Here is a 26,646-nt window from a genome sequence, read left to right as displayed (position 1 = left end):
AAGCAAAGCTTTTTTATTCTGCAATTAGATTTTCAAAATACCGCCCGCGCTAGCATTCGTCACCAGCTTGGAGTAACGCGCCAAGTAGCCGGACTGGATCTTCGGCTCAAAGCCTTTCCAGTTCTCGCGGCGCTTCGCCATCTCTTCTTCGCTGATCTGCAGCTCAATCTTGCGATTGTTCATGTCCAGATCGATGATGTCGCCGTCTTGAACGAAGGCCAGCGGTCCACCCTCAGCCGCCTCAGGCGAGATGTGACCGATGGAAATACCGCGCGATGCGCCGGAGAAACGTCCATCTGTGATCAGACCGACTTTGGCTCCCAGACCCATGCCGACGATTTGCGAAGTTGGCGCCAGCATCTCTGGCATACCAGGGCCGCCCTTCGGTCCTTCGTAACGAATGACGACAACGTGGCCTTCCTTCACTTTGCCGTTGGCGATGCCATACAGCGCGTCCTCTTGCGAGTCAAAGCAAATCGCTGGACCCACGTGGCGTCCGCCTACGGATTTGTCCACGGCACCAACCTTGACAATACTGCCCTCTGGCGCAAGGTTGCCAAACAGAACAGCCAGACCGCCTTTCTCACTGTGCGGGTTGTCCAGCGTATGGATAACGTCCGTGTTCAAAATCTCGCAGCCAGCTACGTTCTCGCGCAGCGTCTTGCCGGTTACCGTGATCCGGTCTCCGTCCATGGCGCCCGGCTTCTTCAGAAGCTCATTGATGATCGCGCTCACGCCGCCAGCCAAGTGCACATCTTCGATGTGGTAGTCGGAGGCAGGGGCAATTTTGGCCAAGTGAGGCACGCGCTCAGCAACTTCATTGATGCGGGCAATCGGATACTCCACGCCTGCTTCAGCAGCGATAGCCAGCGTATGCAGAACTGTATTGGTGGAACCGCCCATCGCCATATCCAGCGCAAACGCGTTGTCAATCGCTTCCATCGTCACGATGTCGCGCGGTTTAATGTCAAGTTTGATCAATTCCATCAATTGCTTCGCGCAATCTTTGACGAACTGCTTGCGCTCTTCGGCAACCGCCAGGATCGTACCATTACCTGGCATAGCGAGGCCGAGGCCTTCCGCCAGACAGTTCATGGAGTTCGCTGTGAACATACCAGAGCAGGAGCCGCAAGTCGGACAGCCGTATTGCTCAAGCTCTTCCAGACCTTTCTCATCCAGCGTTCCCGCTTGGAAAGCGCCGACGCCTTCAAATACGGAAGACAAGGAGATCGATCTGCCGTTCTTATCTTTACCGGCTTTCATCGGGCCGCCGCTGACGAGCATCGTCGGGATGTTCACGCGAAGTGCGCCCATAATCATGCCTGGTGTAATTTTGTCACAGTTCGGAATACAGATGAGACCGTCGAACCAGTGCGCGTTCACGACGGTTTCCAGGGAATCGGCGATAATTTCCCGGCTTGGCAGGGAATAACGCATGCCGATATGGCCCATCGCGATACCGTCATCAACACCGATCGTGTTGAATTCGAAAGGAACGCCGCCCGCTTCACGAATAGCTTCCTTAACCAACTTGCCAAATTCTTGCAGGTGCACGTGACCAGGAATGATGTCAATATAAGAATTGCAGACTGCAATAAACGGTTTTCCAAAATCTTCCTCTTTCACACCGGCAGCACGCAGCAAGCTGCGATGAGGAGCGCGGTCAAAACCTTTTTTAATCATGTCGCTACGCATTTTCGGATTAGCCATTAGTAGTTCTCTCCTCTTCCTTCTCAATTCAGAAAATATTAAAAACTATCATATCACACTTTTCAGAATTTTTCTCGCTTTAGTCTGTCGACGCGTCAAAGTATTGGCAGCAACCTTACTTCCGCCCGAAATCCGCTTTGATTTCGCCCCATTTTTTCGTATCCCATTTGACAATTTTGTTCGTATACGTATTGGTTTTGAGCCATTTGAGCGCCCGGTCCACGAGTGTCCATATCTCCTCGGTCGAAGCGTCCCGGACCAGATTGCTCGCAACTTCTTTTTTGCGGATCCAGCTCAGCGCCGTCACCGAATCCGTATAGATCGTTTTATTGCTCCCTTGCTTTTGCAAATAGGCCAGCCCGTGAACGATCGCCAGAAATTCACCCATATTATTCGTACCTTTGGAAATCGGGCCTTGATAAAAAATAATCTCGCCAGTTCTCGTATCCACGCCTTTGTATTCCACGATGCCTGGATTGCCCGAGCAGCCAACATCAACCGAGATACTGTTATAGTCGACCTCTGGCGGGGCCTCATTGCTGGCAGCTTTGCCGGACGCGCTCGCCGAACCAGACCCTGAGAAGTTCAGCGACTTTTGCCAGCCGCGTTCAAAAGCTTTTGACGCCTCAGCCTCCGACTCATAGGACTTGAAGCGAGCCTGCGGGTACCCTTTAGTCTGCGCCTGGCAATCCGCCCACGATCGATAAATCCCAGGTTGATGGCCTACCCAAACGACATAATATTTTGCTTGCGCCATGATCCACACTCCGTCATTGTTGTTGTAATTGTTCAACCAGCTCTGTTACGACTTTCACGGTATCGGCAAAATAAGGCCTGTAATCCAATCCATTTATAAAGTGAAGAAACGATTGACCTAACTGCAGCGCCTGCTTGCTGTACTCGTCCTTGGCGATGAGATAGCTGTCCAGCTCCCGGTAAGTACCGTCCCCACGCTCTTCCACATGGCGCAGTTCGACCTGTTTACCATCAAGATGGCGTACAACAAAGGAAAAGCCCCTGCATTCCGGGTCCCCGCACCCGCATACGAAAAACGGCATCCGCTCCCACTGGTCAGCAGGCGCAAAGCGGTTAGGCTCCGTATCCTTGAACACACTGCCCAAAAATGCAGGAAGTCCGACATCCACACACAGCGGCTCTTCGATAATGATATCCTCGTCTACAGCCATGCGCACATCCGCTTGAATAATTTGCAAATCGCGATCGTGCGACCAGCCCGTTACTTTGACCTCAAACATCACTCCACCTCCGCTCCCATAGGTTCGATTTCTCCATTATAACAAAGACCGAATTTATATGCTTATCTAACCTTAACAAAATGTAAAAATTTCCAATTGAAAGATGAGTATAATTTGAAAATCCGTTTATACTACCTATTACTGGAGGTGATAACAGATGGCTGGACAATCTCGTAGCAGTAACCAGTTAGTTGTTCCACAAGCTATGGCCGCTCTAGACCAATTGAAGTATGAAGTTGCCCAAGAATTGGGTATCCAAATTCCTCAAGACGGCTACATGGGCTACATGGCTACCCGCGATGCAGGTGCAATCGGGGGCAACATCACTCGTCGTCTCGTCCAAATTGCTGAGCAGCAACTTGCTGGCAAATTCGTAAGATAACAGAATTCCCTATACTTAACGAACAAGGGCTTTCTCTTAAGGGCATTTCCTTAGGGGGAGGCCCTTCTTGCACTGTGGCTGAATAAAAAAACCCCCCGTTCTTGCGAACGAAAGGCCTGTTGACATTATTGTTTGATGTCGTAAATTTTGTAGAGGTCATCGAGCATAATGTTAGCCGCCTTAACGCCGCCAGCTGTATTCCAAGTGGCATCATTCACTTTAACCAGTTTGTTATCTTTGACAACTTTCAAGTTTTTCCAAAGCGGATCGTTCATCCATTCTTGTTCTTGCTTGTTGCCTTTGCCATCGCCAGTTTCATAGGTGAAGTAGAACACGCGATCTGCGTTATCCAACTCTGTCAAACGCTCTTTCGTAATATCTTCGAACGCTTTCTCATCACTCTTCGCATCAGAACGGGCAAAACCGATTTGTTTAAAGATAACACCAGTGAACATATCGCCGAAATAGAATCTTGTTTTACCGCCCATAAAGCGAACGACGGCTACTTTCTCTTTCAACTTGTCACCGGCTTTACTCTTGAAGTCTTCAATACGCTTGTCGAACGCAGCGATTACTTTATCGCCTTCGTCTTTTTTGTTCAAAGCATTCGCATACAATTGGAAGTTTGTTTTCCACTCGCCGCGCAGCGTTTCGGAATAAACTGTCGGTGCGATAGCTTTCAATTGGTCATAAATTTTCTCATGGCGCATTTTGTTACCGATGATCAGATCCGGCTTCAACGCCGCGATTTGCTCCAGGTTCGGCTGGGATTCGCCGCCAACGACGGTCACGCCTTGCATATCATTTTTGATATGATCGTACCAAGGACTGCCTGTATAGGATTGCACAGCACCTACCGGCTTAACACCTAACGCCAGCAAAGCTTCTGTACCTTCATTTGTTAAAATGACGACCCGCTGCGGGTTGGCAGGCACTTGCGTTTCGCCCATTGCGTGCTTAATCGTGCGCGGTCCGGACGCTTGTGTAGTTTCTTTAGGCGCCGCAGATGCTGAAGATGCTGCCGTTTGTGCAGCCGGCTTCTCTCCACACGCTGCAAGCACAACGGATAATACGAACATGACAGCAAGCAGGGCCCACCCTCTTGCGAATTTGAACTTACGATTAACTGACATTTCAGTTCCCCCCATGAATCTCTTTCCTATTTATAAATAATGAATGTACATGCTTTATGTACTCGCTTTGATAACGATTATCATTATCCATGATACTCTGCCCCTTGTCAATCATTTTTGTGATAATGATTCTCATATTCATTGACATAAATGGACACTCCTTATTAAAATAAAAAAGCAACTAATAAGGAAGCAGGCGTACGCACATGAATTCAATCCATTCACACCGTAATGTCAACATTTATAAAACGCTCGGCTTGATCGCCGCCTGCTGTGTCTTGGCGCTGCTCATGGTCGGCAGCTTGAGGTTCGGCTTACATACTTATTCGTGGAATCAAATCACAGACTCATTCTCGAATGCGCAATCCAACGATGCCATTATTATTCAAACCGTCAGAATCCCGAGAGCGCTAATCGCCGCCTTGGTTGGCGGAAGCCTGGCCGTAGCTGGTGCGCTCATGCAGGCCATGACCCGCAATCCGCTGGCCTCGCCAAGCATCTTCGGCATCAACGCCGGAGCGGCGTTCGCGATCGTCCTATCCGTCGGCTTTTTCCAAGTAAGCAGCATGACGCAGTTTACATGGATCGCCTTCCTCGGCGCTGCCGTAAGCTCAACCCTCGTCTATGGCTTAGGCTCGTTGGGCCGCGACGGGTTGACGCCGATGAAAATCACGCTCGCCGGTGCTGCGATCACCGCTTTTTTCGGTGCGCTGACGCAGGGCATCCTGCTCGGCAACGGCAAAGCGTTCGATCAAGTGCTGTATTGGCTCGTCGGCTCCGTCGAAGGACGCACAATGGCGATGCTGCAATCGGTGTATCCCTACATTTTGATCGCTTGGGTAGCCGCCCTTATCCTCTCTCCTCATATTAACGTCTTGGCGATGGGGGATGATGTTGCCAAAGGCTTAGGCCAGCAAACCGTGCTGATCAAATTCGTCACTGCCGTCGTGATCGTTGTTCTCGCCGGCGGTTCCGTGGCCGTTGCCGGTCCGATCGTCTTTGTCGGCATTATCGTACCTCATATCGTGCGGTTCCTTGTCGGTATTGATTACCGCTGGGTCATCCCGTATTGCGCGATCCTGGGCGGTATTTTACTAGTCGGGGCCGACATTGCGGCAAGATTCATCATTATGCCGAAGGAAGTCCATGTCGGTGTGACGACAGCTATACTGGGAGTTCCCTTCTTCATCTATATCGCACGCCAAGGGAGACTTCTGAAATGAAACAATCCGACCGTTATTACTCGATTCGAACGAAGGGCTTTTCCTTTTTAATCGCTAAAAAAGCCATGCTCATAACCTTCATCCTGCTGCTCGCCGTGCTCGTTACGATGATTCTAAGCACAGGCATCGGCAGTATTTATATCAAACCGACGGAAGTGGTACGCGCCGTTTTCGGCTACGGGGCCGACTCCAGTACGATGATTGTGCGCTCATTGCGCTTGCCCCGGGTCATCGTCGCCGTCTTAATCGGCGCTGCCTTGGGCGTATCCGGATCCATCCTGCAAGGCATTGTGCGCAACTCGCTCACATCGCCGGACACGATCGGCACAACCGGCGGTGCTACACTCGGCGCGGTATCGTTCTTCTTCTTTTTCTCCGATAAAGTCAGTATTCATCTACTTCCAGTTGCCGCCATTATCGGAGCGTTCGCAGCGACTTTGCTGGTCTACATGTTTTCATGGAAAAACGGCATCACACCGCTGCGGCTCGTCTTGATTGGCACTGGCTTCTCTGCGGCTATGAGCTCTATCTCATATCTCATGATGCTGTCAGGCCCGATCATTCTTGCCAATCAATCCTTAACATTTATGACCGGCAGCATTTATGGCGTCTCTTGGCAAAAAGCCGTGTACCCGCTGCTCCCGTGGGTCGGAATCTTGATTCCTGCTATCTTCCTCTTATCGCGCCATGTGACGATTCAATCGCTTGGTGAAGAGGTGGCTCGCGGAGTCGGTAGCAACGTGCAGCGCCAACGCTTCCTATTGATCATGCTCAGCGTCGCACTCTCTGGAGCTGCCGTCGCTTTTGGCGGCGCGATTAACTTTATCGGCTTAATGGCTCCGCATATGGCCCGCAAGCTCGTAGGGCCCAGCTTCGGTGCCCTTGTTCCGGTGTCAGCACTGACAGGATCGCTGCTCCTGCTGCTGGCCGATCTCGCCGGCCGGTTCCTGTTTCAGCCCTTGGACATTCCTGCCGGGGTGTTCACAGCGTCCATCGGCGCGCCTATCTTCATCTATCTGCTCTATCGCAGCAGAAACCGCAGTTAAACTATGCGTAATCCAAAGGAGAAGACAATCATGACAAGCGGAACGGCTCTTGAAGCACAATCCCTTCAGTTGACATATGGCGAAAGCACCATCTTCGAAAGCTTGAACCTGCAAATTCCCAAAGGCAAAATCACAGTGTTCATTGGCAGCAACGGCTGCGGCAAATCAACGCTGCTGCGCTCCCTGGCGCGTCTGATGAAGCCAAAATCAGGCAGCATCCTGCTCGATAGCGAAGAGATCGCCAAGCTGCCAACCAAAGAGGTCGCCAGACGGATGGCGATTCTGCCGCAAGGTCCGTCCGCGCCTGAAGGATTGACCGTCCTGCAGCTTGTCAAGCAAGGCCGCTATCCGTATCAGAGCTGGCTGCAGCAGTGGTCCGCCGAGGACGAGGACAAAGTGCAGAATGCGCTGCGCCTGACGAATATGCAGCCATATACCGACCGCAGCGTCGATTCGCTATCCGGCGGCCAACGGCAGCGAGCGTGGATTGCCATGACACTCGCCCAAGATACGCCTACCATTCTGCTTGACGAGCCGACGACATATTTGGATTTAACCCACCAAATCGAAGTGCTGGACCTATTGTTCGAGCTCAATGAGCATGAACAACGCACGATCGTGATGGTGCTTCACGATATTAACCTGGCGTGCCGATATGCACATCATATCGCCGCGATCAAGAACGGCTCTGTATACGCGGAAGGAACCCCTGAGGACATTATCAATGAGCAGCTGCTTCAGGACGTTTTCGATATGAAATGCCGCGTTTCCACGGACCCGATCTTCGGGACACCGATGTGCATCCCTTATGGCAAGGGACGTATGCTAAGCTTCGCCTAATCGAAAGGCATTCTCCGTCTGCATCCTGATCGGGGAATGCCTCTTTCTGGAAGATGCCTCGATAGAGGTCATCTCCTCGCTCCTCCTCAGCCGAAGATCTAAGCCAAATGGCGCAACAATTGAAAGAAGCGCTAGCGAAGTTTAAAACGAGCTAGCTTCGTCAGACAAGCCACTAGCCTTCACTAGTGGTTTTCCCTTGCATGCTATAGCAAAAGGCTGCTTCGCTTTTGGAAGCAGCCTAGAATTTAGCCACGTACAATAAGCGTCATTACAACGGAACGTTCATTACGTAATATTTTGCTCCATTCCCGTCATCTACTTTCGCCCCATATACGCCCTATCCTCACAAAGCCTTCCCACTATTATAGCTCGCCATATTATAATTGCTTTCGAACTGTACGCTGGCCATAAGGACGTTCTGCCTGATCGTAAAATCGAACATGATCTCACCATGCGTCCAATGCTGCTTGTATTTCAATGAGTCGATTGCCATCTGACGGAAGGACTCGTATTGCTGGGCGGTCAGCCCTTGCTTCGGCGAAGCGGCTAGCACGCCATCTTTGCTCTCAATAGGCAAATGCTTGATACCGAATTTGCCAACCACATTGTTCCGTATGTGAATAAACACAGTCCCGGAACTCACATGACATAATTCTCCCTTCATCTTGGCGAATACAAAATCGATTTGTCTGGATAACGGCAAATGCTCCAAATTCATTATCATCCTCCTCATAGACATTCATTGATCGACTGTGAATTCACAGGATATATAACCATTATATGGTATATTTTACAATATATCAATATTTTTTTCTATTATTTAGTTGAATATCCAAAGGTAGAACCGAAAATTTATTAAAGGTTGTATAAAGTTGACAGAAATGAATAGATTGTTTCCCCATTCGATGTTATAATTTCAAACAACACCTAAGTTTCTGCATAATTTTACAATCTTCGCAGAGGAGCGGTAGGAATGGGGCGCATGTCGTCGATGTCTTTTAGTAAGAAGCTGCAGTTAGGATGTTACTCTCTCATAGGTTTAAACGCGATTTTTTTGTTAATCGTGACTTTTGCCTCAGAATGGAACCGCTTACTGGGAATCATCTTCCTCGTGCTTATGGTGGCAGGCGGGTATCCGTTCATTAAGTGGTTCGAAGGACAGCTCACAGAGCCTGTGAGCGAACTTTCACGAATTGCCCTGAATATTTCTAAAGGCGATTTCTCACAAAAAGTAACTGTGACTTCCGATGACACACTGGGTCAATTGGGTCAATCTTTTAACAAGATGATCGATAAGCTCCGGGATATTTTGAAGGATACCGGATCGATTTCGAAGCAAGTTTTTGAGACAAGCCGTGATATTTATACGAAAAACGAAAACTTCCGCTCGGTGCTCGAACAAGTAAGCATTTCCGCACATGAGCTGGCGTCCGGCGCTGGACAAATTTCCGAAGAAGTGTCAGGTGTATCGGTCACTTCCAAAGATATCGAAACGAAAGTCGCCGAGTATGCCGAATCCGCGCAACAAATGAAGAGCCGGTCCGATCAAATGATGGCGCTTGTCGACAAAGGCCGCTCTTCCGTAGAAAGCCAAGGCGCCGGGATGAAGCGCAACGTCGAGGTCACCAAGCAAGTGTCGGAGACGATTGATCATTTGGCTCGCCAGGCTGCCGGAATCAGCAGCGTAACCCGCTCCATCTCCGAGATCGCCGAGCAGACGAACCTGCTGTCCCTAAATGCCTCGATTGAAGCCGCACGTGCGGGTGAGCACGGCAAAGGCTTTGCCGTTGTCGCACAAGAGGTTCGCAAGCTGGCCGAAGAGTCGACGTCCTTGACACGCGAAGTATTCGGCTTCGTGAAGAGTATCGAACAAGGCATTCAGGACGCGATCAACAGCATCCAAATTAATGAGGAAGTCGTGAAGAAACAAACCGTCCTCATCGATCAAACCGAAGTTGTGTTTGCCGAGATCGTCGGCAGTGTCAGCTTTATTTCCGAGGAAATTACCCGTTTTGCCGAAGCAACCGGGCAGATGATTCAAAGCTCCGAACAAATCGCAGCAGCGATGGAAAACATTTCCGCGATTACCGAGGAATCGGCTGCGGGTACACAGCAGGTATCAGCATCGATGAACGAGCAGATCGCAACCGTGCAAGCAATCGTCAGCCAAGCGGAGGAGATGACGCGCGTCGTCACGCAGCTGCACCAGACGGTTCAGATCTTTAAGCTATAAATCAAAAAGGCGCTCCAAGGTCTTAGCAGACCGTGTGGAGCGCCTTTCGATTTATCCGCGATTATGCGTTAACTTTGGCTTCTGTCAAAGCCATGAACTGCTTAACATCCTCAATCGCCATGTCAACCGCGCTTTGCCAGAAATCAGGCTGTGTTAAGTCCACGCCCAAATGCTTCGCCGCGAGGTCCTCGACCATCATGCTGCCTGTATCCCTGAGCAGCGCGATGTATTTGTCTTCGAATCCCGCGCCTTCCTGCACAGCTCTGGCATAAATGCCTGCGCTGAACAAGTAGCCGAACGTATACGGGAAGTTATAAAAAGGAACGTCCGTCGCGTAGAAGTGCAGTTTCGCAGCCCAAAAATGCGGGTGATAGCTGCTCAGCGCATCTTTGTACGCCGCTTTTTGCGCTTCAACCATCAGCTCGTTCAACCGCTCGGCACTAACCAACCCCTGGCGGCGCTCCTCATAGAAATTCGTCTCAAAGATAAAACGCGCATGAATGTTCATGAAGAACGCAATCGCACGTTGGATCTTGTCTTCCAGCAGCACGATGCGCTCCTCATCCGAAGCCGCATTCTTCACCACGGCATCCGCCACGATCATTTCCGCGAACGTGGAGGCCGTCTCCGCTACGTTCATCGCATACTCTTGCGCCAAAGCCGGCATGTCGTTCATCACGTGCTGATGGTAGCCATGGCCAAGCTCATGAGCGAGCGTAGATACGTTATTCAGCGTGCCGCCATAGGTCATGAAAATCCGCGTCTCCCCTTTGACCGGGAAAGACGTGCAGAACCCGCCAGGACGCTTGCCTGCGCGATCTTCCGCTTCAATCCAGCGGTTCTCAAAAGCAAGCTCCGAGAACGCTGCCATCTTCGGGCTGAATGGCGCAAATTGATCCACGATCAGCTTCGCGCCGTCATCGTAGGAGATCTTCTTGGACGCATCGCCAAGCGGCGCGTCCACATCAACCCAGGCCAGCTTCTCGACGCCGAGCAGCTGCGCTTTCCGGTGCAGGTAATCGACGAAAACCGCTTTGTTGCGGTCGATCACATCCCACATCACCTTCAGCGTTTGCTCCTGCATGCGGTTGATGCTTAGCGGTTCTTTATGTACGGAATCCCAACCGCGGTATTTGTAAACCTGCAAGCGGAATCCAGCCAGATGGTTCAGAGCTTCGGCACAATATTCCGCTTTCTCGGCCCAAGTCTCTTCCCATTTGTCAAATAGCGCCAGCCGCTCTTCACGATTCTCCGTATGCAGCTTGTTGAAGGCTTGACCGGCGGACAGCTCAACGGTTTGTCCGTCAACGTCTACAGGCATGCGGAATTGACCGACGGTCGTATTGTACAAATCACCCCACCCGTGATAACCGTCTACGGCTAAATCATTGATCAAGGCTTCCATTTCCGGGGAAAGCTTCTCCTTAGCCAGCGCACGGCGCTCATCTAGCGGATACTCGATCCCTTGGAAAGGCGCTTTCTTCAACAGTTCAACCCAAGCGTCGTCAGCAACGCCGGCCAGCAGCTGGTCAAAGTGCGTACGCGAGGACAGGAATTCAGCGAACAGGCTTTTCACTTGTCCGCTAAGCACAACGGCCTTTTTATCTTTTTGATTATCGGCCAGTAAACAACCTACGAATGAATCCGCTTCATTGATATTTTTCAAAATTTGCTGCAAGGTGGCAACAAGCGCCTCCAGGTTTGTCGTGTCTTCTGCAGATGCAGGTGCTGCTGTTGTTCGCAACTGTTCTTGAAATGATGCGATAGATGATTGCAGCTCTTTCAGAAACGCCGCGAATGCAGGAGACTCACTGCCTCCAGGAAAAAAGGCATCCAAATCCCAAGTTTGATTAAGTGGTAATTGTAACAAATTCATCACCTTTCCCTTCCTACTCTTCATTAAATCATAATTAGTCCGTATTCGCCAATTACTCCCAATCCTACATTGCGTCCACGCTCAATATGTGCTATCAATGAAGTAGAGTTCCACAAGACAGGAGTGATAGACCGATATGAGACCTTTGCAAATTTCACCGGAAACCGCCCAGAAGCTGGCCGAACAGCTCAACGTGCCACTGGAACATCTCATGCATATGCCACAGCATATTTTATTGCAAAAACTGGCCGAGCTGGCCAAAGCAGCACCTGACACTAACAAAGATCCGGAAAAGAGCTAACCTTTGATTCCTTTTGCTAACACTTTACCCTATGAAATTATTATGAAGGACGTTTATGTGGCAGAATGTCCATTTTGTCATAGTTCAAGTGTACTGTTACCTCTTAAAATTTCCGAGCTGCAATCCATCCGCGAAGGCAAGAAGAAGCTGCTGGTCTTTCCGTGCTGCTACAACAAGCTGACGATCATCGATACAGACAGGGACTACTTATTAGCGGATAGCCCTGTGCGTCCAAGATAAAGCTGCATATAGCCAAAAATGAACGCTTATTCCTTCAAAGGCTGCCTGTTAATCCAGCCCCCGAATGAATAAGCGTTCATTGGCTTTATTTAGCTTGCTTCATCTCTTCCGGAAGCTCCAGTCTGGCCGCGATCATATCTTCCCGCGTGACGATCCATTGCTCGCGGCAAGCCCTGATCATACCGGCATCCATGATTCGCTTGTCGTTGATGACTCGCGAAAACCACTTCACCGCGTCCTGATATTGACCGAGCATGCGGTTCAACTCGCCCATTAAGTACATGAGCCGCGCCTGATTCAAGTCCATGCCTTCCGTCTCGAAGACCGAGATATACGCCTCCAGCGCGAAGCCCAGAAAACGCTTCTCCTGCTCCCACTGCTCCCTTTCGCGGTACAACCAGGCAATATGGTGCAACAGTCCTGCGACAACCCGGGACTTCTCTTCCTTGATCTGGGCGCTGAGCAATGCCAGCTTATAGGCATACAAGGCGTCTTCCCAGGTCCGTTCACCGCCATAGTCGCGTCTCACCCAATTCTGGGCGACTTTCATTTGGAACTGTTCACGCTGGAGCGGCTTCCATTGATCCGAGAAATTCTCGGTATGGGCAAAGCCGCACGAAGGACAGATGCGAACGACATAATATTCAGGATTCAACTGTTTATAATGTTGGCAGAAATCCGTGTCCGTCTTTGATGCTTTTTTGAAACTGGGACGTACTTTTTTGGTTTGAAACGTAAGCGTGCAAAACGAGCACCTTACCGTTATGTCATATAATGGTTCAAGCATGAACGGACGCCACCTTTGTCTTTGTCAGCATAAAATGGAGAAGCTGCGCGCTACTCTTCATCCGGGGTATTTACGAAATGATATGCCGAGCCTTTTAACCGTTCAAGCAAGAAATCGCGAAGATCTTCAGGCATTTCTATTTCTTCCATGGCTGCTTTCATACAGCTCAACCAAGCGTCTGCCCGCTCATATGTAATGGGAAAAGCCATATGTCTTCCCCGCATCATCGGGTGTCCGTACTGCTCCGAATACAGCGGTGGGCCTCCGAAGAACTGCGTTAAAAACAAATATTGTCTCTCCATGACGGGGATAAGATCTTCAGGGAACAAAGGCGCAAGCAGCGGGTGCTTCTGGACTTTCGGATAAAAAGCTTCCACCAGCCTGCGGATTGTCTCTGCTCCCCCCATGATCTCATACAACGTATTGCGCTCACTGTCTGTCATGCTGCCAAACCTCGTTTCGTTCGTCTCACCTAGCCGAAATTACACCTGTGATAAGAGATGCAATTATCACCTAGTAGTTCTCATAATCCTCATCAGCCGTGTTCATCAGCGTTTCCCGGATGACATACACAAAGGCACATACGACAATCCCAACAATGATACCTGTCATATGACTCACTCCCCTGGCTAAGGATATAAGACTTTGTAGTCCCATTTTACCATAAAAAATCATAGATAGCAGTACCAAAGTCCAAGTAATTTGGGACGGCATGTATGTCCACCCCTCCACATATAGTGAACTGTAGGGGGTGTACAAGTTGCAAAAGCAGAACTTTACGATAGCTTTACTCACGGTCTTCCTCATTGCGGGCATTATCTTCTGCCTGCTTTTATTCCCGCATGAAGGCATGAAAGCCGCCATGCGCGGTGTCTCCATTTGGTGGGACGTGCTCTTCCCTGCCTTGTTTCCCTTTTTTGTCATTTCCGAAATTATGCTCGGCTTCGGCATCGTGCATTTCTTCGGGACGCTGCTGGATCCGATGATGCGCCCTGTATTTCGAATCCCGGGCATTGGCGGGTTCGTCATGACCATGGGCTTCGCTTCCGGCTACCCTGTCGGCGCCAAATTAACTTCCCAGCTCTGGGAACAGAAGCTGGTGAACCGCGAGGAAGGCGAACGTCTCGTCGCCTTCGTGACCAGCTCGGACCCGATCTTCCTGATCGGGGCGGTCTCCGTCGGCTTTTTCCATGACGCCTCACTCGCACCCATCCTGGCTGTCGCCCATTATGGCGGCTCCTTGCTGATCGGCCTGCTCATGCGGTTTCACGGCCGGAAGAGCGAGCCTACGCAGCAACTGAACGCTGCAGGCAAGGGATGGATATGGAAGCGAGCGTTTGACGCGATGCATAATGCTCGTATGAAGGATGGCAGATCGATCGGCTCCCTGCTGAGCCAATCCATCTTACAATCCCTCAACCTCATCTTTGTGGTCGGGGGTCTTGTCGTTTTTTTCTCCGTCGTACTCGAGGTATTGACAGCAGCCAAAGTCATGAATGCGATGTATTTCCTCATCCAAAGCATGCTGCAATTGACCGGGCTCCCGCATGAACTGTCGCAGGCTGTCATGAATGGACTGTTCGAGGTCACACTCGGCGCCAAAGCCGCCGGTGGCGCTGACGCATCGCTAGCCCTCTCCAGCAAGGTGGCGATCGCTGCTTTCGGTCTTTCATGGGCCGGGCTTTCCGTCCATGCACAAATTGTCAGCTTGCTCAGCCATACGAATATGCGCTACCTGCCGTTTGTAACAGCCCGCTTCATCCACGCACTGGCCTCCGCTGCTATTGTGCTCCTTATTTGGGAGCCTATGCAGCAATTCCGGCGCGATGTCGCTGTCTTTTTCCCGGGATACGACGCCCAATCCCCCCTTTCCAGCTTCTACAAGCTGCTGCTGCCTGTGAGTGGAACAATGGCCTTAGCCGCTTTTTCTGTCATCGTGCTGCTTTTTCTCGCATACTCTCTACTTAAACTGATGTATGAAAAGGTTGGTGGATCAAGATAATATGGGTACTCATGAAAATCCAAACAAAGGAAGTGGACGTCAAGATATGCATGCTGCCTTTACACACGATGCAAGACCTTTACCGCAACCCGTTCAGCGACTGATGGAACTGGCCTATAATCTATGGTTCAGCTGGAATGCCGATGCGCTGAAGCTTTTTGCTCAGATGGATGCAGCGAAATGGGAGCAATCTGGCCATAATCCCGTCCGGCTGCTTCTTGAGTTGGATGACTCGCAGTTAGAGGCTCTGAGCACCAACGGAGACTTTTTGAGTGCCTACCGCCAAGTGATGGAACAATTCGATGAATACATGAACAGCAGCGCCTGGTTTCAAGAAAATCATGCCGACCGTGGGTATGTGAAGGTCGCCTACTTCTCTGCAGAGTTCGGCTTTCATGAATCGCTGCCTATCTATTCGGGCGGTCTCGGCATTCTCGCCGGCGACCATTGCAAATCTGCAAGCGATTTAGGCATTCCTTTGGCCGGAATGGGGCTTTTATATAAAAAGGGCTATTTCACGCAAAAAATCGATATCTCTGGCACCCAGCAAGCCGAGCTAAATCAATATGATTTCGCCAAGCTGCCCATCAAGCAGGTGTTCGACAACGACCAACCGCTCCTTATATCCATTGATATGCCAGGACGGTCCATCTCTTTACAAGTATGGTGCGCACAGGTCGGTCGAAACGTCATTTATTTATTGGATGCCGATCATGATGCCAATCAACCTGCGGACCGCGAGCTGACTGCCCAGTTGTACGGAGGCAATCAAGATACGCGCATCGCGCAGGAGATCATTCTCGGCATCGGCGGCGTCAAAGCGCTTCGCGCTGTCGGATATTACCCGAATGTTTATCATATCAACGAAGGGCATGCCGCTTTTCTCGCTCTGGAACGGCTCAAAGATCTGCTGCAGCTGGGGCTTCCGTTTCACGCTGCTGTGGAGACCGTGCGGTCGGCAACGGTTTTCACGACGCATACGCCAGTGCCAGCCGGTCATGACACCTTCACCATCGGCATGGTCGAGCACTTTCTCGGCCCTTTCTTCCAGGAGCTTAGCCGGCATAAGCAGGATATTCTGTCCCTCGGCCTCGATCATCGCACAGGCCAGTTCAATATGACGCATCTGGCATTGAACACCGCAGGACTTCGCAACGGCGTCAGCAAGCTGCATGGCCAGGTATCGCGCGAAATGTTCCGCGAGTTCCACGGGAATATCGATGCCGGCGAAGTGCCGATCGACTCCATCACGAACGGAGTGCACTTGCAGACATGGATGGCTCCGCAATGGCAGGAACTGCTGGACCGCTTCCTCTCCGGTACATGGCGGCAGGAGCAAGCGAATCGGCACCAATGGCAGGCGGTTGAAGTCATTCCCGACGAGTCGATTTGGAAGGTGCACGCTGAGCTCAAGGAGAACATGATCCGCTATGTGAGGCATTCCCTCGCTGAGCAGCGGCGGCGTAATGGAGAATCGCAGGAACGTATTGATGAGGTACGGGGCTATTTAAATCCGAAGGCGCTTACGATTGGCTTCGCGCGCCGATTCGCAACGTATAAGCGGGCAAATTTGATTTTTAACGACTTGTACCGCCTGAGAAAGCTGATTAACGATACCGACCGTCCGGTTCAGTTAATTTTTGCCGGCAAGGCCCACCCTGCGGATTATCCGGGGCAAGAGCTGATTCGGGAAGTTTATCGGGTCTCGCAGCGCAAAGAGTTTCTCGGCAAGATCGTGATCCTGGAGAACTACGATATCCATATGGCCCGCTACCTGGTTCAAGGTGTGGACGTTTGGCTGAACAACCCGCGCAGACCGATGGAAGCTAGCGGAACGAGCGGCCAAAAAGCGGCGATGAACGGTGTGCTGAATTTCAGCGTGCTGGACGGCTGGTGGGAGGAAGGCTATAACGGAACGAACGGCTGGGCGATCGGATCCACCGGCAAAGCGGAATGGGCGGCGCAGGAAAAAGAGAATACGGAAGCCATCTACCGGACGCTGGAACAGGAAATCGTTCCGCTCTATTACAACCAAGGTGCGCTCCCGCACCAATGGATCGCCCGGATGAAGCGTTCGATCGAATCGCTTAGCCCTGCTTATAACACACACCGCATGGTGCAGGACTATACGGAGCTCACCTACCTGCCCACTGCGCAGCGGGCGCGCCAATTTGTGAGCAACGGATATGAAATCGCCAAGCAAGTGGCCGATTATAAGCGCTTTATTCGCAGCAACTGGTATCATGTCAAAATCATCTGCATCGATGACCGCTCTGCGAAAATATCGAGCGCAACGCCGATGAATCTGGAACAACCGACGATGAAAGACATTACAGCGGACGTCATGTTCGGGCCGATCTGGCATTTGGACGCACTCGTGGAGGTCGTGTATTACGAGGAGATCGGCGATGCATGGGAGCAGCGGGTCATTCCAATGGAGCCACTCGGTGCAAGCAGCGGCCAAAAGCAGAGGTACCGTGCCTCCATCCCGAGCCATCTCGTTCACGGGCCGCATTTCTCCGTGCGGGTACGCCCAACGAGCTCGAACTTCGTGCATGCGTTCGAGCTTCCGCTAGTGACCAGCACGCTGAATTGGAAGTAGGCTGAAGCTGCTGCGGTGCCATCACTTTGTTGATGGCGCTGCAGCAGCTTTTTGGCGTGCGCGGGGTGCGGCGGCATAAGCTGGGCAAGGCTCACTAAAGACCCGCACGCCGCTCACTAAAGCGGGTTAGCCCAAACTTCTCCCACCGCGCAGTCCGATTTTGCCCAATTGCATATGCTTTTCCCCGCTTCAACACGGCTCCAATCCGATTTCACCCAACTGCACGCGCCAAAAACTAGCCACACGAATAAACCAGCCTCTATAAGCAGGCAAAATCGAATTACAGACACTTTTTCCGCTCACCTACACTCTGCAATTGGGTAATTCCGGACTGCAGCAGCTCCTGCACCCTGCCCTTCTGTCGCTGCATGGCTCTAAGTTGATACGGCCTTCGCAGTGCCGCTAAGGGTAATCTATATCAAGGGCTTCTCATGCTCTTGCGACACCGCTAGGACAGGCTTTGAACGCGACTGGCTTTACATCCTCTTTTCTTATTTTCCATTTTTGATTATGATGAGAAGAGCAGATCAGGCAGACATTTGCCAGATTCATGCATGCAGTTGAATCCATTTGGTCATGATATGGCACAAAAGAGATTACATAACGAAAATCGGCGAGATGAAAGCAGCGCAATCCATCCCGCTATCAGGAGGACTAGACCATTGAAGTATAATGTGATTGAACGGGGAGATGAAGTCTCTAAGCAGTTAACGGAGCGGTTTCATGCGCTCGCAGCGGAGCATGGCGTAACCAGAGATGAAGAACATCCGGATATCGTACTCTCGATCGGCGGTGACGGTACAATGCTGCAAGCTTTTCACAAATATGTGCAGCAGCTTGACCACATTGCTTTTGTCGGTATTCATACCGGACATCTTGGTTTTTTTGCCGACTGGAAGCCCGCCGAGATGGATGAGCTGGCCTCGCTCATGCTCAGCGCCCAATCGCCTGAGGAACTGCGTGTCGTTCAATATCCGGTGGTCGAAATTGAAATTAGAACCGAAACCGGAGTCGAAACCCACTTGGCTCTAAATGAATTCACGCTGCGGGGCATTGAGGTTTCTCTCGTGGCCCAGCTGGATATTAACGATGAAATGTTCGAAATGTTCCGCGGCGACGGCATTTGCATCTCTTCCCCCGCAGGCAGCACAGCTTATAACAAAAGCTTAGGCGGCGCGATGGTGCACCCTTCTCTGGAGGCGATTCAAATCGCCGAGATCGCTTCAATTAATAATCGCGTGTACCGGACGCTCGGTTCGCCGATTATTTTACCGAAGCACCACCACTGCGATATTTACCCTAGAGCTCATCAGAACATGCTGCTCTCACTGGATCACTTGTACATGCAGCGCAATGATGTGGTCTCGATCCGCTGCCGGGTTGCAGCCAATGTCAAGGTCAAGTTCGCCCGCTTCCGCCCGTTCACCTTCTGGAACCGCGTCCGGGAAGCGTTCGTCGGCTACACGGAAAACAATGACACCCGCAAATAACGAACCCAAGTTCGCTATATGAACAAAAAAGAACGCCCCAGCTCCAGATGATAAGAGAGCTAAAGGGCGTTTTTTTATGATACCGGTACGTTACTGTCCGCATTGGCATGCTGCTTCACGTTCACTTTTTCAATAATAAAATAGGCGCAGCCGAAGTTGCAGTACTCATTCAAATAGTCTTGCAGCGACGCAATGGAGCTCTCCTTCGTCGCCTTCGGATGGTTCTCTTTGAAAAATCCGCGCAGACGCAGCTGATTATACCCCCAGTCGCCTACGATATAATCGTAGCGCTCCAACACCTCGCTGAAGCGGTCCCGGAACACTTCGAAGTTCCAGCCGTTCTTGTGATCGGTTACCAATTCATATGATTTATTCGCGATATGGATCGTCATTTACGAAAGCTCTCCTTTCCAAGATCCGTCTGAGGGTTACGCCTAATTGCTGAAATTGCTTAACTGCTTAACTGCCAAATTGCGTCGCCTAAGCTTGCGTCGCAGCAGCAGACTGCACTTGCTCATGCGCATGATAGGAGCTTCTGACCATCGGCCCCGACTCCACGTGCTTGAAGCCCCGCTTCATGCCTTCTTGCTTCAGCTCGGCGAATTGCTCCGGCGGGTAATACTTCTTAACGGCCAAGTGCGTCGGCGACGGCTGTAAATATTGACCGATCGTCATAATATCACAGTCAACTGCGCGCAGATCATCCATCGTTGCAAGCACTTCGTCCCACTCCTCGCCCACGCCGATCATAATGCTCGACTTGGTCGGAATGGTGGGCGCAATGCGCTTGGAGCGCTGCAGCAGTTCCAGGGAACGGCTGTATTTCGCTTTGGAGCGCACGCGGTCGGACATCCGCTCAACCGTCTCGATGTTATGGTTCAGGATGTCAGGTTTGGCCTCCAGTACGGTCACGAGCGATGCTTCACGTCCCAGGAAGTCCGGGATAAGCACTTCGACGGTGCAAAGCGGCAGCTTGCGGCGAATCGCGCGGATCGTCTCCGCAAAAATCATGGCGCCGCCATCCTCCAAATCATCACGCGCGACCGAAGTCACGACGCAATGGCGCAGACCCATTTGCACAGCGGCATCGGCTACGCGCTCCGGCTCCTGGAGATCGAGCTCGGTCGGAAGACCCGTTTTTACCGCACAAAAACGGCAAGCTCGCGTACAAATATCGCCTAATATCATAAACGTCGCGGTGCGGTTGGCCCAGCACTCGTGAATGTTCGGACATTTCGCTTCTTCACAAACGGTATGCAGCGTCTTGGAACGCATCATGGATTTGATTTCTTTGAAATTTTCACCGGTGGTAAGCTTAATTTTGAGCCACTCCGGCTTTCTCTCTATTGGTTTAGTAGGCATTTGCATTACCCGCCTTTTGCTTGGTTTCTCGTCAGTTGTTATTATAACATGAATGGTTGACAAAACAATCCACTTTGCTCTCCAGTTGTGATACACTAGTCTGGATAACCAAAATCAACAACAAACCAAAGCCGAAGCAGCTAACATACATATAGGCTGTATGGGAGGGAAGAATCATGAGCATTTCAGAGCTTACACGTGAGAAAGACCAGCGATTAGGCGAAATTCTGCGTGGAATGGGCCGTGTGCTGGTTGCATTTTCCGGTGGCGTTGACAGTACGTTCGTCCTCAAACGCGCAAAGCAGGAGCTTGGCGATCAGGTTTTAGCCGTGACCGCTGCATCGGAAACGTTTCCATCGCGGGAATTTGATGCCGCAGTGGAGCTGGCTCAGCAGCTCGGTGTGGCCATGCACAAGACAGAGGTTAAAGAGCTGGATAATGCAAATTTCGTAGCCAATAATCCAGACCGCTGCTATCACTGCAAAACGGGACTCTACTCCCACCTGCAGCAGCTCGCCAAGGACCTCGGCTACCCTTATATTTTGGATGGCTCCAACGTTGACGACCTCGGTGATTACCGCCCAGGCCTGCAAGCGAAAAATGAGCAAGGCGTCCGCAGCACGCTGCAGGAAGCCGGACTGACCAAAGCTGAGATCCGTGAGCTCTCCAAAGAACTCGGGCTCAAAACTTGGGATAAGCCTTCCTTCGCCTGCCTCTCCTCGCGGATTCCTTATGGAACGAAGATTGAAAAGTGGAAGATCGATCAGCTGGACGAAGGCGAATTTTTCCTGTCGCAGCTTGGTCTGTATCAAGTTCGCGTAAGACACCATGACAAAATCGCGCGCATCGAAGTGATGCCAGATGAGATTCACAAGGTCATCGAGCACCGCGAAGCGATCTATGACAAATTCAGCAAGCTCGGCTTCAATTATGTGACGCTCGATCTGCAAGGATACCGGACAGGCAGCATGAACGAGGTTCTGTCCAAGGAAACCAAAGAAAAGGTGAAAGAAGCTTCCTTATGATGGATTTGGAAAAAATATTAAAGCTCGTCCAAGCCGGGGATTTGGACGTTGAAGAAGCCAAGCGGCAAATCATCAAGGAGGGCGGCGCCGGCGGCAATGCCACCCTTGACCTCGGATTTGCCCAACTGGACGTCGAGCGCGAGAAGCGCACCGGCTTCCCCGAAGTCATCTTCGGGGAAGGCAAGACCGCCGAGCAGCTCGTCGCGATTTTCCAGCGGCTCATGGAGCACACCGACCGCGTGCTAGCCACGCGCGTCGATGCGGCCAAAGCCGCTCATGTGGTAGGTGCCATCGAAGGCGTCACCTACCACGAAACCGCGCGGTCGCTGACCTGGTTCAAGCGACCGATGCTCAAAGTCCACGACGGGTACATCGCCGTCGTGGCCGCAGGCACCTCCGACCTCCCTGTGGCGGAGGAGGCCGCACTTACCGCAGAATGCCTGGGCAGCCACGTCGAACGTGTGTTCGACGTCGGTGTAGCCGGCATTCATCGCCTGTTCCGCCGGCTGGAGCTCATTCGCGGTGCTAACGCGATTGTCGTCGTTGCCGGCATGGAAGGCGCGCTCGCCAGCGTCGTCGGCGGGCTGGTGTCCAAGCCGATCGTCGCGGTGCCGACGAGCATTGGATACGGCGCGAATCTGGCAGGTATCGCAGCGCTCTTGTCGATGCTCAATGCCTGCTCGCCAGGCATCTCCGTCGTCAACATCGACAACGGCTTCGGGGCCGGCTACTACGCTGGACTGATCAACAAAAATATGTCAAAACGAACGTGAGGTCACTACGTTATGCGCATCTTATATTTGGACTGCTTCTCCGGGATTAGCGGCGATATGACTTTAGGCGCGCTGGTCGATGCCGGAGCGGATCGGGCTTATATCGAAGAAGAATTAGCCAAAATCCAGCTTGAACCGTACATGCTGGAGTGGAAACGCGTCATCAAGAAGGGCATCTCGGCCTTAAAGCTGGACGTGCTGCTTGACCCGAACCATCCGCCTAAGAACCACCGCCACTATTCGGAGATCGTGCGTGTCATTCAGTCCGCGGGCTTCAACGAACGCGTCACAGCGATGAGTTTGGCGATCTTCGAGAAGATTGCCATTGCGGAAGCTAAGATTCACGGCATGTCCGTGGAGAAAGTGCACTTCCATGAAGTCGGCGCCATCGACTCCATCGTGGACATCGTCGGCGTGGCATTGGCCATCGATTCCTTGCAGATCGAGCGGATCTACGCTTCTCCGGTGCCGCTCGGCTCCGGAACGATCCATATCGATCATGGCATCTATCCGGTGCCGGCGCCAGCGACGTTGGAGATGATGAAAGGCGTACCGATCGCATCGACCAACTACAGCTTGGAGCTGACGACACCGACGGGGGCCGGCATTATCTCAGGGCTCGTGGACGAGTTCTCCAAGAGCTTTCCGCCGATGGTCGTGGACGCCATCGGATACGGTGCAGGTACGCGGGAACTGCCGAACCAGCCGAATGTGCTGCGCGTCGTTGTCGGTAACGCAGACCCGTTCATCGGCAAATGGCAGATCTCCCATGAGCATCTAGCCCATGAACACGGTCATGCGCACTCGCATTCACACGATGATCATCACCATCATCATCACCATGGCCACGACCATCATGATCATCACCATCATGACCACGATCATGATCACGATCACGACCATGACGATCACCATCATGATCACAGCCATAGCCATGCACATACTCATAGTCACCACCATGATCACGATCATCACCATGCGCACCACGCTGGCACCGACCCGGTCCCACAATAAAAAAAAGCCTCTTCCTGCCAGTCAGGAAGAGGCGTTTTTTTATAGGTCTTTGCTCACCACCGCTTGGTGCAATTTGCTGTATAGCGGTTAAGCCAACATGCTGCAGATGCAAGGCTAGCCCCCCGCGCTCCAGTCCGATTTTGCCGACTTATTGCAGCCCGCGCCCGCTCGATCCCCCTGCAGTCCGATTTTGCCAACTTACTGACAGGAAATTGCAGTTCGCAGGCCCAAATACCCGCTGGAAGTGGGCAATTCCTGACTACTGCCGCTCATCACCAATACTGTCCGTAATTCATTGGGCGAATTCGGACTCCACCCCTGTATAGCATGTTTAGAAGAAATTAAAAAAGGCTACGAAATTTTCATCATAGCCTGTGAATACGGTCGAGGGTCATGAAAGTTTTTGTTTTTCCATAAAATTCCTTCTCACTTCATCATAAACGACCTTTAGCGGCACCTGATGCTGCTTGGCGATCTGCTCGCATTCCTTGAACTCGGGAGCGAACTGCACCAGCTTGCCCTGATGATAACCTGCTTTGACAGTCAAGGGTCCCCACGGCGTGTCCACGCGCTCAAAGTCTCTCGCCAAGCGATGGCAGGAGGCGTGAATATAGCGGATGCCAAGCGTGGTCGTCTCGCTAAAAATAACGTCCTCCATCTCCCCAAGCCGCCCGGCGTCTACCAGGACGTTCAGCATCATGCCGGGTCTCCCTTTTTTCATAATAATCGGCACCACATAGACATCATTGGCTCCCCGGTCGAACAGCTTGTCCATAATATAAGAAACCCACTCGGGATTCATGTCGTCCAGATTAGCCTGCATGATCAGCATCTGATCATCAATATGTTCTTCTCTATGATTAAAGCTCACCTTCGCCCACCTCTTACAGGCATCATAGCAAAAATAGAGGGTCTGCGAAAGAGAGGGATAATATTCCGTGATCGGCGCATCCTAAGATCTAGCATTTCAGGAAGGATGATCGAGATGAAAAGCAGATCCATTTGGCCCCGGGCTCTCGTGCTTAGCCTTCTCCTTGCGGCATCCGATTCAGAGATCCAGACTGTGAGCGCTGCATCTCTTACGAAACCGTCTGCTGCTGTTCAAAAGGTTCAAGAGGCGAAGCAAGCACCTGCCCTCAATGCGAGGCAAAAAAACGCGGAACGGCTGGAACTTTTTGAAAAAATAGGCACACTTACCGGAATTCCTTGGGCTTACCTTGCCGCTGTGGACCAGTATGAAAGAACGATGAATATCGCCCGCAAACGGCCGATTCATGAAGGCTCGATCAGCATTTATTTCCCTCCGGCGGAATGGGTGGGATTAATGAATCCGGATCAGCAAGATACGAACCCGCAGACCATCGCGCTGTTTAACGGCTTTGGCAAGGACGGTTCCGGTGACGGTATCGCCGATCGAACGAACGATCTGGACTTGCTAGCTTCGATGACCTCGCTCATGACCAAGCTGGGCCACAAAGAAGAACAAATTCAGATCAGCCTATGGAATTATTATCAAAATTCGCGCAGCGTGGAGCGCATAAAAGAATTTGCTACGATATACTCGGCTTTCGGCACGCTGGACTTGGACGAGCACGCTTTTCCTCTTCCCGTTACGGCCGACTATTCCTATCACAGCACTTGGGGCGCCGGACGCGGCTGGGGCGGGCATCGCATCCATGAAGGCACCGACCTCTTTGCAAGGCATGGCGTTCCTGTGCGCTCGACCTGTTACGGCATTGTCGAAATCAAAGGCTGGAATCCGTACGGTGGCTGGCGGATCGGGATCCGCGACGTCAACAACCTTTATCACTATTACGCCCACCTGTCCGGATACCAAAAGGGGATTAAAGAAGGCGATATCGTGAAGCCCGGACAAGTCATCGGCTGGGTCGGAAGCTCCGGTTACGGCAAAAAAGGAACTTCGGGCAAATTCCCGCCTCATCTGCATTTTGGCCTGTATCGCGACAACGGACTCGCCGAGTGGAGCTTTGATCCGTACCCATCCCTGCGCAAATGGGAACGGGAGGATTGGACTAGGCGGAAGTCTCAGCATTAACTTAAGCATGAACGGCAGCCTTCCTGTCAGCGGCGAATGATGAACTGCACCCCATTTGTTAGACACGACTAACAATGGAGGTGCAGTTTTTTTGCCTAATTTCAGTTTAGATGAGAAATTGAAGGCCATTTTTAAGTATCAGAATGGTACGGAAGGAATTAAAAGCGTTGCAAAATCATTAGGGATAAACCATGAAGTTTTACGTATGTGGGTTAGGCAATACGAATATCACGGGGTAAAAGCTTTTGAAAAGAGCTATACAGCTTACAGCATGTCATTTAAACTAGACGTACTCAACTATATGAACGAGCATGGGACGTCTCCAAATGAAGCTGCTGTCATTTTTAATATTTCCTCCCCTGGGATCATTAGAAAATGGCGCAATCAATTTAATGAAGATGGAAAGGACGCCCTGAAATCAAAGAAAAAGGGGCGCCCACTTATGACAAATAAGAAAGAGAACAATTCGAAAAAACTAGAACCTGCGGAGGGTTCAGTTGAAGCTCTGAAAGCAGAAATAGAACGTTTGCGTATGGAAAATACCTATCTAAAAAAGTTGAATGCCTTAGTTCAAAACAAGGAAAAATCACCAAACAAGACAAAGCACAAGTAGTCTATGAATTAAGGCTTGAATTCCCGGTGGTTGCATTGCTAGCGTTTGCTGACATCCCTCGTAGTACCTTTTACTACTGGGTAAAGCAGTTGAATAAGCCCGATCTAGACAAAGATCTAAAACTCCTTATTCGATCCATTTACATCGAACATCAAGGACGTTATGGCTATCGTCGTATCCGTGATGAACTATATAATCGGGGACATCGGGTTAATCATAAAAAAGTGCAGCGTATCATGAAAGAATTAGGCTTGAAATCAGTGGTGCGTATGAAGAAATATCGTTCCCATAAAGGAACAGTAGGTAAAATTGCACCTAACGTACTCAATCGTAATTTTCACGCGGAAAAACCAAATGAGAAATGGGTTACCGATATTACGGAATTTAAGCTATTTGGAGAAAAGCTGTACTTATCACCTGTTTTGGACTTGTTTAACGGTGAAATTATCACTTACACAGTAGGGCCCCGCCCTACTTATTCCTTAGTCTCTGAGATGCTAGATAAGGCCTTTAAACGCTTATCCGAAGAGGATGAACTCCTCCTACATTCGGATCAAGGCTGGCACTACCAGATGAAGCCGTATCAACATGCTTTGAAGAAACAAGGAATTACCCAAAGCATGTCACGCAAAGGAAATTGTTACGATAACGCGGTGATGGAGAACTTCTTTGGCATTATGAA

Annotated in this window: 25 protein-coding genes and 1 pseudogene; 15 read left to right on the top strand and 11 right to left on the bottom strand. The window is 51.1% G+C overall.

The genetic code is table 11. The annotated features are described in order from the left end of the window. Positions 1 to 24: 24 nt before the first annotated feature. The 3 genes from ilvD to O9139_RS22510 all read right to left on the bottom strand — a co-directional run bounded on the left by ilvD (position 25) and on the right by O9139_RS22510 (position 2,966). On the bottom strand, positions 25 to 1,710 hold the full coding sequence (ilvD, locus tag O9139_RS22520; RefSeq protein ID WP_270884004.1) for a dihydroxy-acid dehydratase: 1,686 nt from the start codon (positions 1,708 to 1,710) through the stop codon (positions 25 to 27). A gap of 115 nt (positions 1,711 to 1,825) precedes the next feature. Beyond that, the gene (gene rnhA / locus O9139_RS22515) at positions 1,826 to 2,467 is read right to left on the bottom strand and encodes a ribonuclease H (RefSeq protein WP_270881664.1); all 642 of its coding nucleotides are present in this window, start codon (positions 2,465 to 2,467) and stop codon (positions 1,826 to 1,828) included. Positions 2,468 to 2,480: 13 nt separating this feature from the next. Then, complete coding sequence (locus O9139_RS22510) at positions 2,481 to 2,966, bottom strand: hypothetical protein (RefSeq protein ID WP_270881663.1); 486 nt, start codon at positions 2,964 to 2,966, stop codon at positions 2,481 to 2,483. A 157-nt stretch (positions 2,967 to 3,123) separates the two neighbouring features. Between O9139_RS22510 and O9139_RS22505 the strand changes: the two genes are divergently transcribed. Next, positions 3,124 to 3,348 (top strand): alpha/beta-type small acid-soluble spore protein, encoded by a 225-nt coding sequence (locus tag O9139_RS22505; protein ID WP_270881662.1) that lies wholly within the window; start codon positions 3,124 to 3,126, stop codon positions 3,346 to 3,348. A 125-nt stretch (positions 3,349 to 3,473) separates the two neighbouring features. Here the strand turns inward: O9139_RS22505 and O9139_RS22500 are convergent, their stop codons facing one another. Continuing rightward, positions 3,474 to 4,481 carry an ABC transporter substrate-binding protein gene (locus O9139_RS22500; protein WP_270881661.1) on the bottom strand — a complete coding sequence of 336 codons (1,008 nt, stop codon included), beginning with the start codon at positions 4,479 to 4,481 and terminating at the stop codon, positions 3,474 to 3,476. Positions 4,482 to 4,687: 206 nt separating this feature from the next. Here O9139_RS22500 and O9139_RS22495 point away from each other — a divergent pair, with 206 nt between their 5' ends. Genes O9139_RS22495 through O9139_RS22485 form a run of 3 tightly spaced genes read left to right on the top strand, consistent with a single transcriptional unit; the run spans position 4,688 to position 7,590 of the window. Beyond that, positions 4,688 to 5,704 (top strand): FecCD family ABC transporter permease, encoded by a 1,017-nt coding sequence (locus tag O9139_RS22495; protein ID WP_377523766.1) that lies wholly within the window; start codon positions 4,688 to 4,690, stop codon positions 5,702 to 5,704. Further along, complete coding sequence (locus tag O9139_RS22490) at positions 5,701 to 6,750, top strand: FecCD family ABC transporter permease (RefSeq protein ID WP_270881660.1); 1,050 nt, start codon at positions 5,701 to 5,703, stop codon at positions 6,748 to 6,750. The genes O9139_RS22495 and O9139_RS22490 overlap by 4 nt, the downstream gene beginning before the upstream one ends. A 30-nt stretch (positions 6,751 to 6,780) precedes the next feature. Further along, on the top strand, positions 6,781 to 7,590 hold the full coding sequence (locus tag O9139_RS22485) for an ABC transporter ATP-binding protein (protein WP_270881659.1): 810 nt from the start codon (positions 6,781 to 6,783) through the stop codon (positions 7,588 to 7,590). A 343-nt stretch (positions 7,591 to 7,933) separates the two neighbouring features. On the opposite strand, the gene O9139_RS22480 is transcribed toward O9139_RS22485, so the two are convergent. Beyond that, positions 7,934 to 8,308, bottom strand: coding sequence for an O-methyltransferase (locus O9139_RS22480; RefSeq protein WP_270881658.1), 375 nt, complete (start codon positions 8,306 to 8,308; stop codon positions 7,934 to 7,936). A 255-nt stretch (positions 8,309 to 8,563) separates the two neighbouring features. Between O9139_RS22480 and O9139_RS22475 the strand changes: the two genes are divergently transcribed. Continuing rightward, positions 8,564 to 9,823 carry a methyl-accepting chemotaxis protein gene (locus O9139_RS22475; RefSeq protein WP_270881657.1) on the top strand — a complete coding sequence of 420 codons (1,260 nt, stop codon included), beginning with the start codon at positions 8,564 to 8,566 and terminating at the stop codon, positions 9,821 to 9,823. A 61-nt stretch (positions 9,824 to 9,884) separates the two neighbouring features. Here O9139_RS22475 and O9139_RS22470 read toward each other — a convergent pair whose 3' ends face one another. Continuing rightward, positions 9,885 to 11,699 carry a M3 family oligoendopeptidase gene (locus O9139_RS22470; protein ID WP_270881656.1) on the bottom strand — a complete coding sequence of 605 codons (1,815 nt, stop codon included), beginning with the start codon at positions 11,697 to 11,699 and terminating at the stop codon, positions 9,885 to 9,887. A 136-nt stretch (positions 11,700 to 11,835) separates the two neighbouring features. Between O9139_RS22470 and O9139_RS22465 the strand changes: the two genes are divergently transcribed. Beyond that, positions 11,836 to 12,000 (top strand): YycC family protein, encoded by a 165-nt coding sequence (locus tag O9139_RS22465; protein WP_270881655.1) that lies wholly within the window; start codon positions 11,836 to 11,838, stop codon positions 11,998 to 12,000. A 3-nt stretch (positions 12,001 to 12,003) separates the two neighbouring features. Then, positions 12,004 to 12,240 (top strand): hypothetical protein, encoded by a 237-nt coding sequence (locus tag O9139_RS22460; RefSeq protein ID WP_270881654.1) that lies wholly within the window; start codon positions 12,004 to 12,006, stop codon positions 12,238 to 12,240. An 85-nt stretch (positions 12,241 to 12,325) separates the two neighbouring features. On the opposite strand, the gene O9139_RS22455 is transcribed toward O9139_RS22460, so the two are convergent. Together O9139_RS22455 and O9139_RS22450 are read right to left on the bottom strand one after the other, a co-directional pair. Continuing rightward, positions 12,326 to 13,027: a DUF2225 domain-containing protein gene (locus O9139_RS22455; RefSeq protein WP_270881653.1), complete on the bottom strand. Its 702-nt coding sequence runs from the start codon at positions 13,025 to 13,027 to the stop codon at positions 12,326 to 12,328. Positions 13,028 to 13,077: 50 nt separating this feature from the next. Continuing rightward, positions 13,078 to 13,470 (bottom strand): globin domain-containing protein, encoded by a 393-nt coding sequence (locus tag O9139_RS22450; RefSeq protein ID WP_270881652.1) that lies wholly within the window; start codon positions 13,468 to 13,470, stop codon positions 13,078 to 13,080. Positions 13,471 to 13,787: 317 nt separating this feature from the next. On the opposite strand from O9139_RS22450, the gene ylbJ reads away from it, so the two are divergent. The 3 genes from ylbJ to O9139_RS22435 all read left to right on the top strand — a co-directional run bounded on the left by ylbJ (position 13,788) and on the right by O9139_RS22435 (position 19,121). Beyond that, complete coding sequence (ylbJ, locus tag O9139_RS22445; protein ID WP_270881651.1) at positions 13,788 to 15,029, top strand: sporulation integral membrane protein YlbJ; 1,242 nt, start codon at positions 13,788 to 13,790, stop codon at positions 15,027 to 15,029. A gap of 1 nt (position 15,030) precedes the next feature. Then, positions 15,031 to 17,631, top strand: a complete 2,601-nt coding sequence (gene glgP, locus O9139_RS22440; RefSeq protein WP_270881650.1) for an alpha-glucan family phosphorylase — start codon at positions 15,031 to 15,033, stop codon at positions 17,629 to 17,631. Between the two features lie 662 nt (positions 17,632 to 18,293). Then, positions 18,294 to 19,121, top strand: coding sequence for an NAD kinase (locus O9139_RS22435; protein WP_270881649.1), 828 nt, complete (start codon positions 18,294 to 18,296; stop codon positions 19,119 to 19,121). A 74-nt stretch (positions 19,122 to 19,195) separates the two neighbouring features. Here O9139_RS22435 and O9139_RS22430 read toward each other — a convergent pair whose 3' ends face one another. Together O9139_RS22430 and lipA are read right to left on the bottom strand one after the other, a co-directional pair. Next, positions 19,196 to 19,513: a YutD family protein gene (locus O9139_RS22430; protein WP_377523774.1), complete on the bottom strand. Its 318-nt coding sequence runs from the start codon at positions 19,511 to 19,513 to the stop codon at positions 19,196 to 19,198. 88 nt (positions 19,514 to 19,601) lie between these two features. Further along, positions 19,602 to 20,489 (bottom strand): lipoyl synthase, encoded by an 888-nt coding sequence (gene lipA / locus O9139_RS22425; RefSeq protein WP_270881648.1) that lies wholly within the window; start codon positions 20,487 to 20,489, stop codon positions 19,602 to 19,604. A 170-nt stretch (positions 20,490 to 20,659) separates the two neighbouring features. Here lipA and larE point away from each other — a divergent pair, with 170 nt between their 5' ends. Genes larE through larC form a run of 3 tightly spaced genes read left to right on the top strand, consistent with a single transcriptional unit; the run spans position 20,660 to position 23,295 of the window. Next, the gene (larE, locus tag O9139_RS22420; protein ID WP_270881647.1) at positions 20,660 to 21,508 is read left to right on the top strand and encodes an ATP-dependent sacrificial sulfur transferase LarE; all 849 of its coding nucleotides are present in this window, start codon (positions 20,660 to 20,662) and stop codon (positions 21,506 to 21,508) included. After that, positions 21,505 to 22,281, top strand: a complete 777-nt coding sequence (larB, locus tag O9139_RS22415; protein ID WP_270881646.1) for a nickel pincer cofactor biosynthesis protein LarB — start codon at positions 21,505 to 21,507, stop codon at positions 22,279 to 22,281. Before larE ends, larB begins: the two co-directional genes overlap by 4 nt. A 12-nt stretch (positions 22,282 to 22,293) precedes the next feature. Beyond that, entirely contained in the window at positions 22,294 to 23,295 is a 1,002-nt protein-coding gene (gene larC / locus O9139_RS22410; RefSeq protein WP_270881645.1) for a nickel pincer cofactor biosynthesis protein LarC, read from the top strand. Between the two features lie 391 nt (positions 23,296 to 23,686). Here larC and larC2 read toward each other — a convergent pair whose 3' ends face one another. Beyond that, positions 23,687 to 24,166 (bottom strand): nickel pincer cofactor biosynthesis protein LarC2, encoded by a 480-nt coding sequence (gene larC2, locus O9139_RS22405; RefSeq protein WP_270881644.1) that lies wholly within the window; start codon positions 24,164 to 24,166, stop codon positions 23,687 to 23,689. 114 nt (positions 24,167 to 24,280) lie between these two features. On the opposite strand from larC2, the gene O9139_RS22400 reads away from it, so the two are divergent. Further along, positions 24,281 to 25,351, top strand: coding sequence for a M23 family metallopeptidase (locus tag O9139_RS22400; protein ID WP_270881643.1), 1,071 nt, complete (start codon positions 24,281 to 24,283; stop codon positions 25,349 to 25,351). Positions 25,352 to 25,442: 91 nt separating this feature from the next. After that, a pseudogene (locus O9139_RS22395) lies at positions 25,443 to 26,646 on the top strand (IS3 family transposase); the annotation flags it as partial.

The sequence above is a fragment of the Paenibacillus aestuarii genome, from assembly GCF_027789125.1.
Taxonomy (GTDB): domain Bacteria; phylum Bacillota; class Bacilli; order Paenibacillales; family NBRC-103111; genus Paenibacillus_E; species Paenibacillus_E aestuarii.
The sequence above is the reverse complement of the archived record's forward strand: the minus strand, read 5'-3'. Positions and strand labels throughout refer to the sequence as shown.

What these genes read in the sequence shown, in the direction of transcription:
- ilvD (WP_270884004.1), bottom strand. Translation starts at nt 1,710, where the DNA reads ATGGCTAATCCGAAAATGCGTAGCGACATGATTAAAAAAGGTTTTGAC.
- rnhA (WP_270881664.1), bottom strand. Translation starts at nt 2,467, where the DNA reads ATGGCGCAAGCAAAATATTATGTCGTTTGGGTAGGCCATCAACCTGGG.
- O9139_RS22510 (WP_270881663.1), bottom strand. Translation starts at nt 2,966, where the DNA reads ATGTTTGAGGTCAAAGTAACGGGCTGGTCGCACGATCGCGATTTGCAA.
- O9139_RS22505 (WP_270881662.1), top strand. Translation starts at nt 3,124, where the DNA reads ATGGCTGGACAATCTCGTAGCAGTAACCAGTTAGTTGTTCCACAAGCT.
- O9139_RS22500 (WP_270881661.1), bottom strand. Translation starts at nt 4,481, where the DNA reads ATGTCAGTTAATCGTAAGTTCAAATTCGCAAGAGGGTGGGCCCTGCTT.
- O9139_RS22495 (WP_377523766.1), top strand. Translation starts at nt 4,688, where the DNA reads ATGAATTCAATCCATTCACACCGTAATGTCAACATTTATAAAACGCTC.
- O9139_RS22490 (WP_270881660.1), top strand. Translation starts at nt 5,701, where the DNA reads ATGAAACAATCCGACCGTTATTACTCGATTCGAACGAAGGGCTTTTCC.
- O9139_RS22485 (WP_270881659.1), top strand. Translation starts at nt 6,781, where the DNA reads ATGACAAGCGGAACGGCTCTTGAAGCACAATCCCTTCAGTTGACATAT.
- O9139_RS22480 (WP_270881658.1), bottom strand. Translation starts at nt 8,308, where the DNA reads ATGAATTTGGAGCATTTGCCGTTATCCAGACAAATCGATTTTGTATTC.
- O9139_RS22475 (WP_270881657.1), top strand. Translation starts at nt 8,564, where the DNA reads ATGGGGCGCATGTCGTCGATGTCTTTTAGTAAGAAGCTGCAGTTAGGA.
- O9139_RS22470 (WP_270881656.1), bottom strand. Translation starts at nt 11,699, where the DNA reads ATGAATTTGTTACAATTACCACTTAATCAAACTTGGGATTTGGATGCC.
- O9139_RS22465 (WP_270881655.1), top strand. Translation starts at nt 11,836, where the DNA reads ATGAGACCTTTGCAAATTTCACCGGAAACCGCCCAGAAGCTGGCCGAA.
- O9139_RS22455 (WP_270881653.1), bottom strand. Translation starts at nt 13,027, where the DNA reads ATGCTTGAACCATTATATGACATAACGGTAAGGTGCTCGTTTTGCACG.
- O9139_RS22450 (WP_270881652.1), bottom strand. Translation starts at nt 13,470, where the DNA reads ATGACAGACAGTGAGCGCAATACGTTGTATGAGATCATGGGGGGAGCA.
- glgP (WP_270881650.1), top strand. Translation starts at nt 15,031, where the DNA reads ATGGGTACTCATGAAAATCCAAACAAAGGAAGTGGACGTCAAGATATG.
- O9139_RS22430 (WP_377523774.1), bottom strand. Translation starts at nt 19,513, where the DNA reads ATGACGATCCATATCGCGAATAAATCATATGAATTGGTAACCGATCAC.
- lipA (WP_270881648.1), bottom strand. Translation starts at nt 20,489, where the DNA reads ATGCAAATGCCTACTAAACCAATAGAGAGAAAGCCGGAGTGGCTCAAA.
- larE (WP_270881647.1), top strand. Translation starts at nt 20,660, where the DNA reads ATGAGCATTTCAGAGCTTACACGTGAGAAAGACCAGCGATTAGGCGAA.
- larB (WP_270881646.1), top strand. Translation starts at nt 21,505, where the DNA reads ATGATGGATTTGGAAAAAATATTAAAGCTCGTCCAAGCCGGGGATTTG.
- larC (WP_270881645.1), top strand. Translation starts at nt 22,294, where the DNA reads ATGCGCATCTTATATTTGGACTGCTTCTCCGGGATTAGCGGCGATATG.
- O9139_RS22400 (WP_270881643.1), top strand. Translation starts at nt 24,281, where the DNA reads ATGAAAAGCAGATCCATTTGGCCCCGGGCTCTCGTGCTTAGCCTTCTC.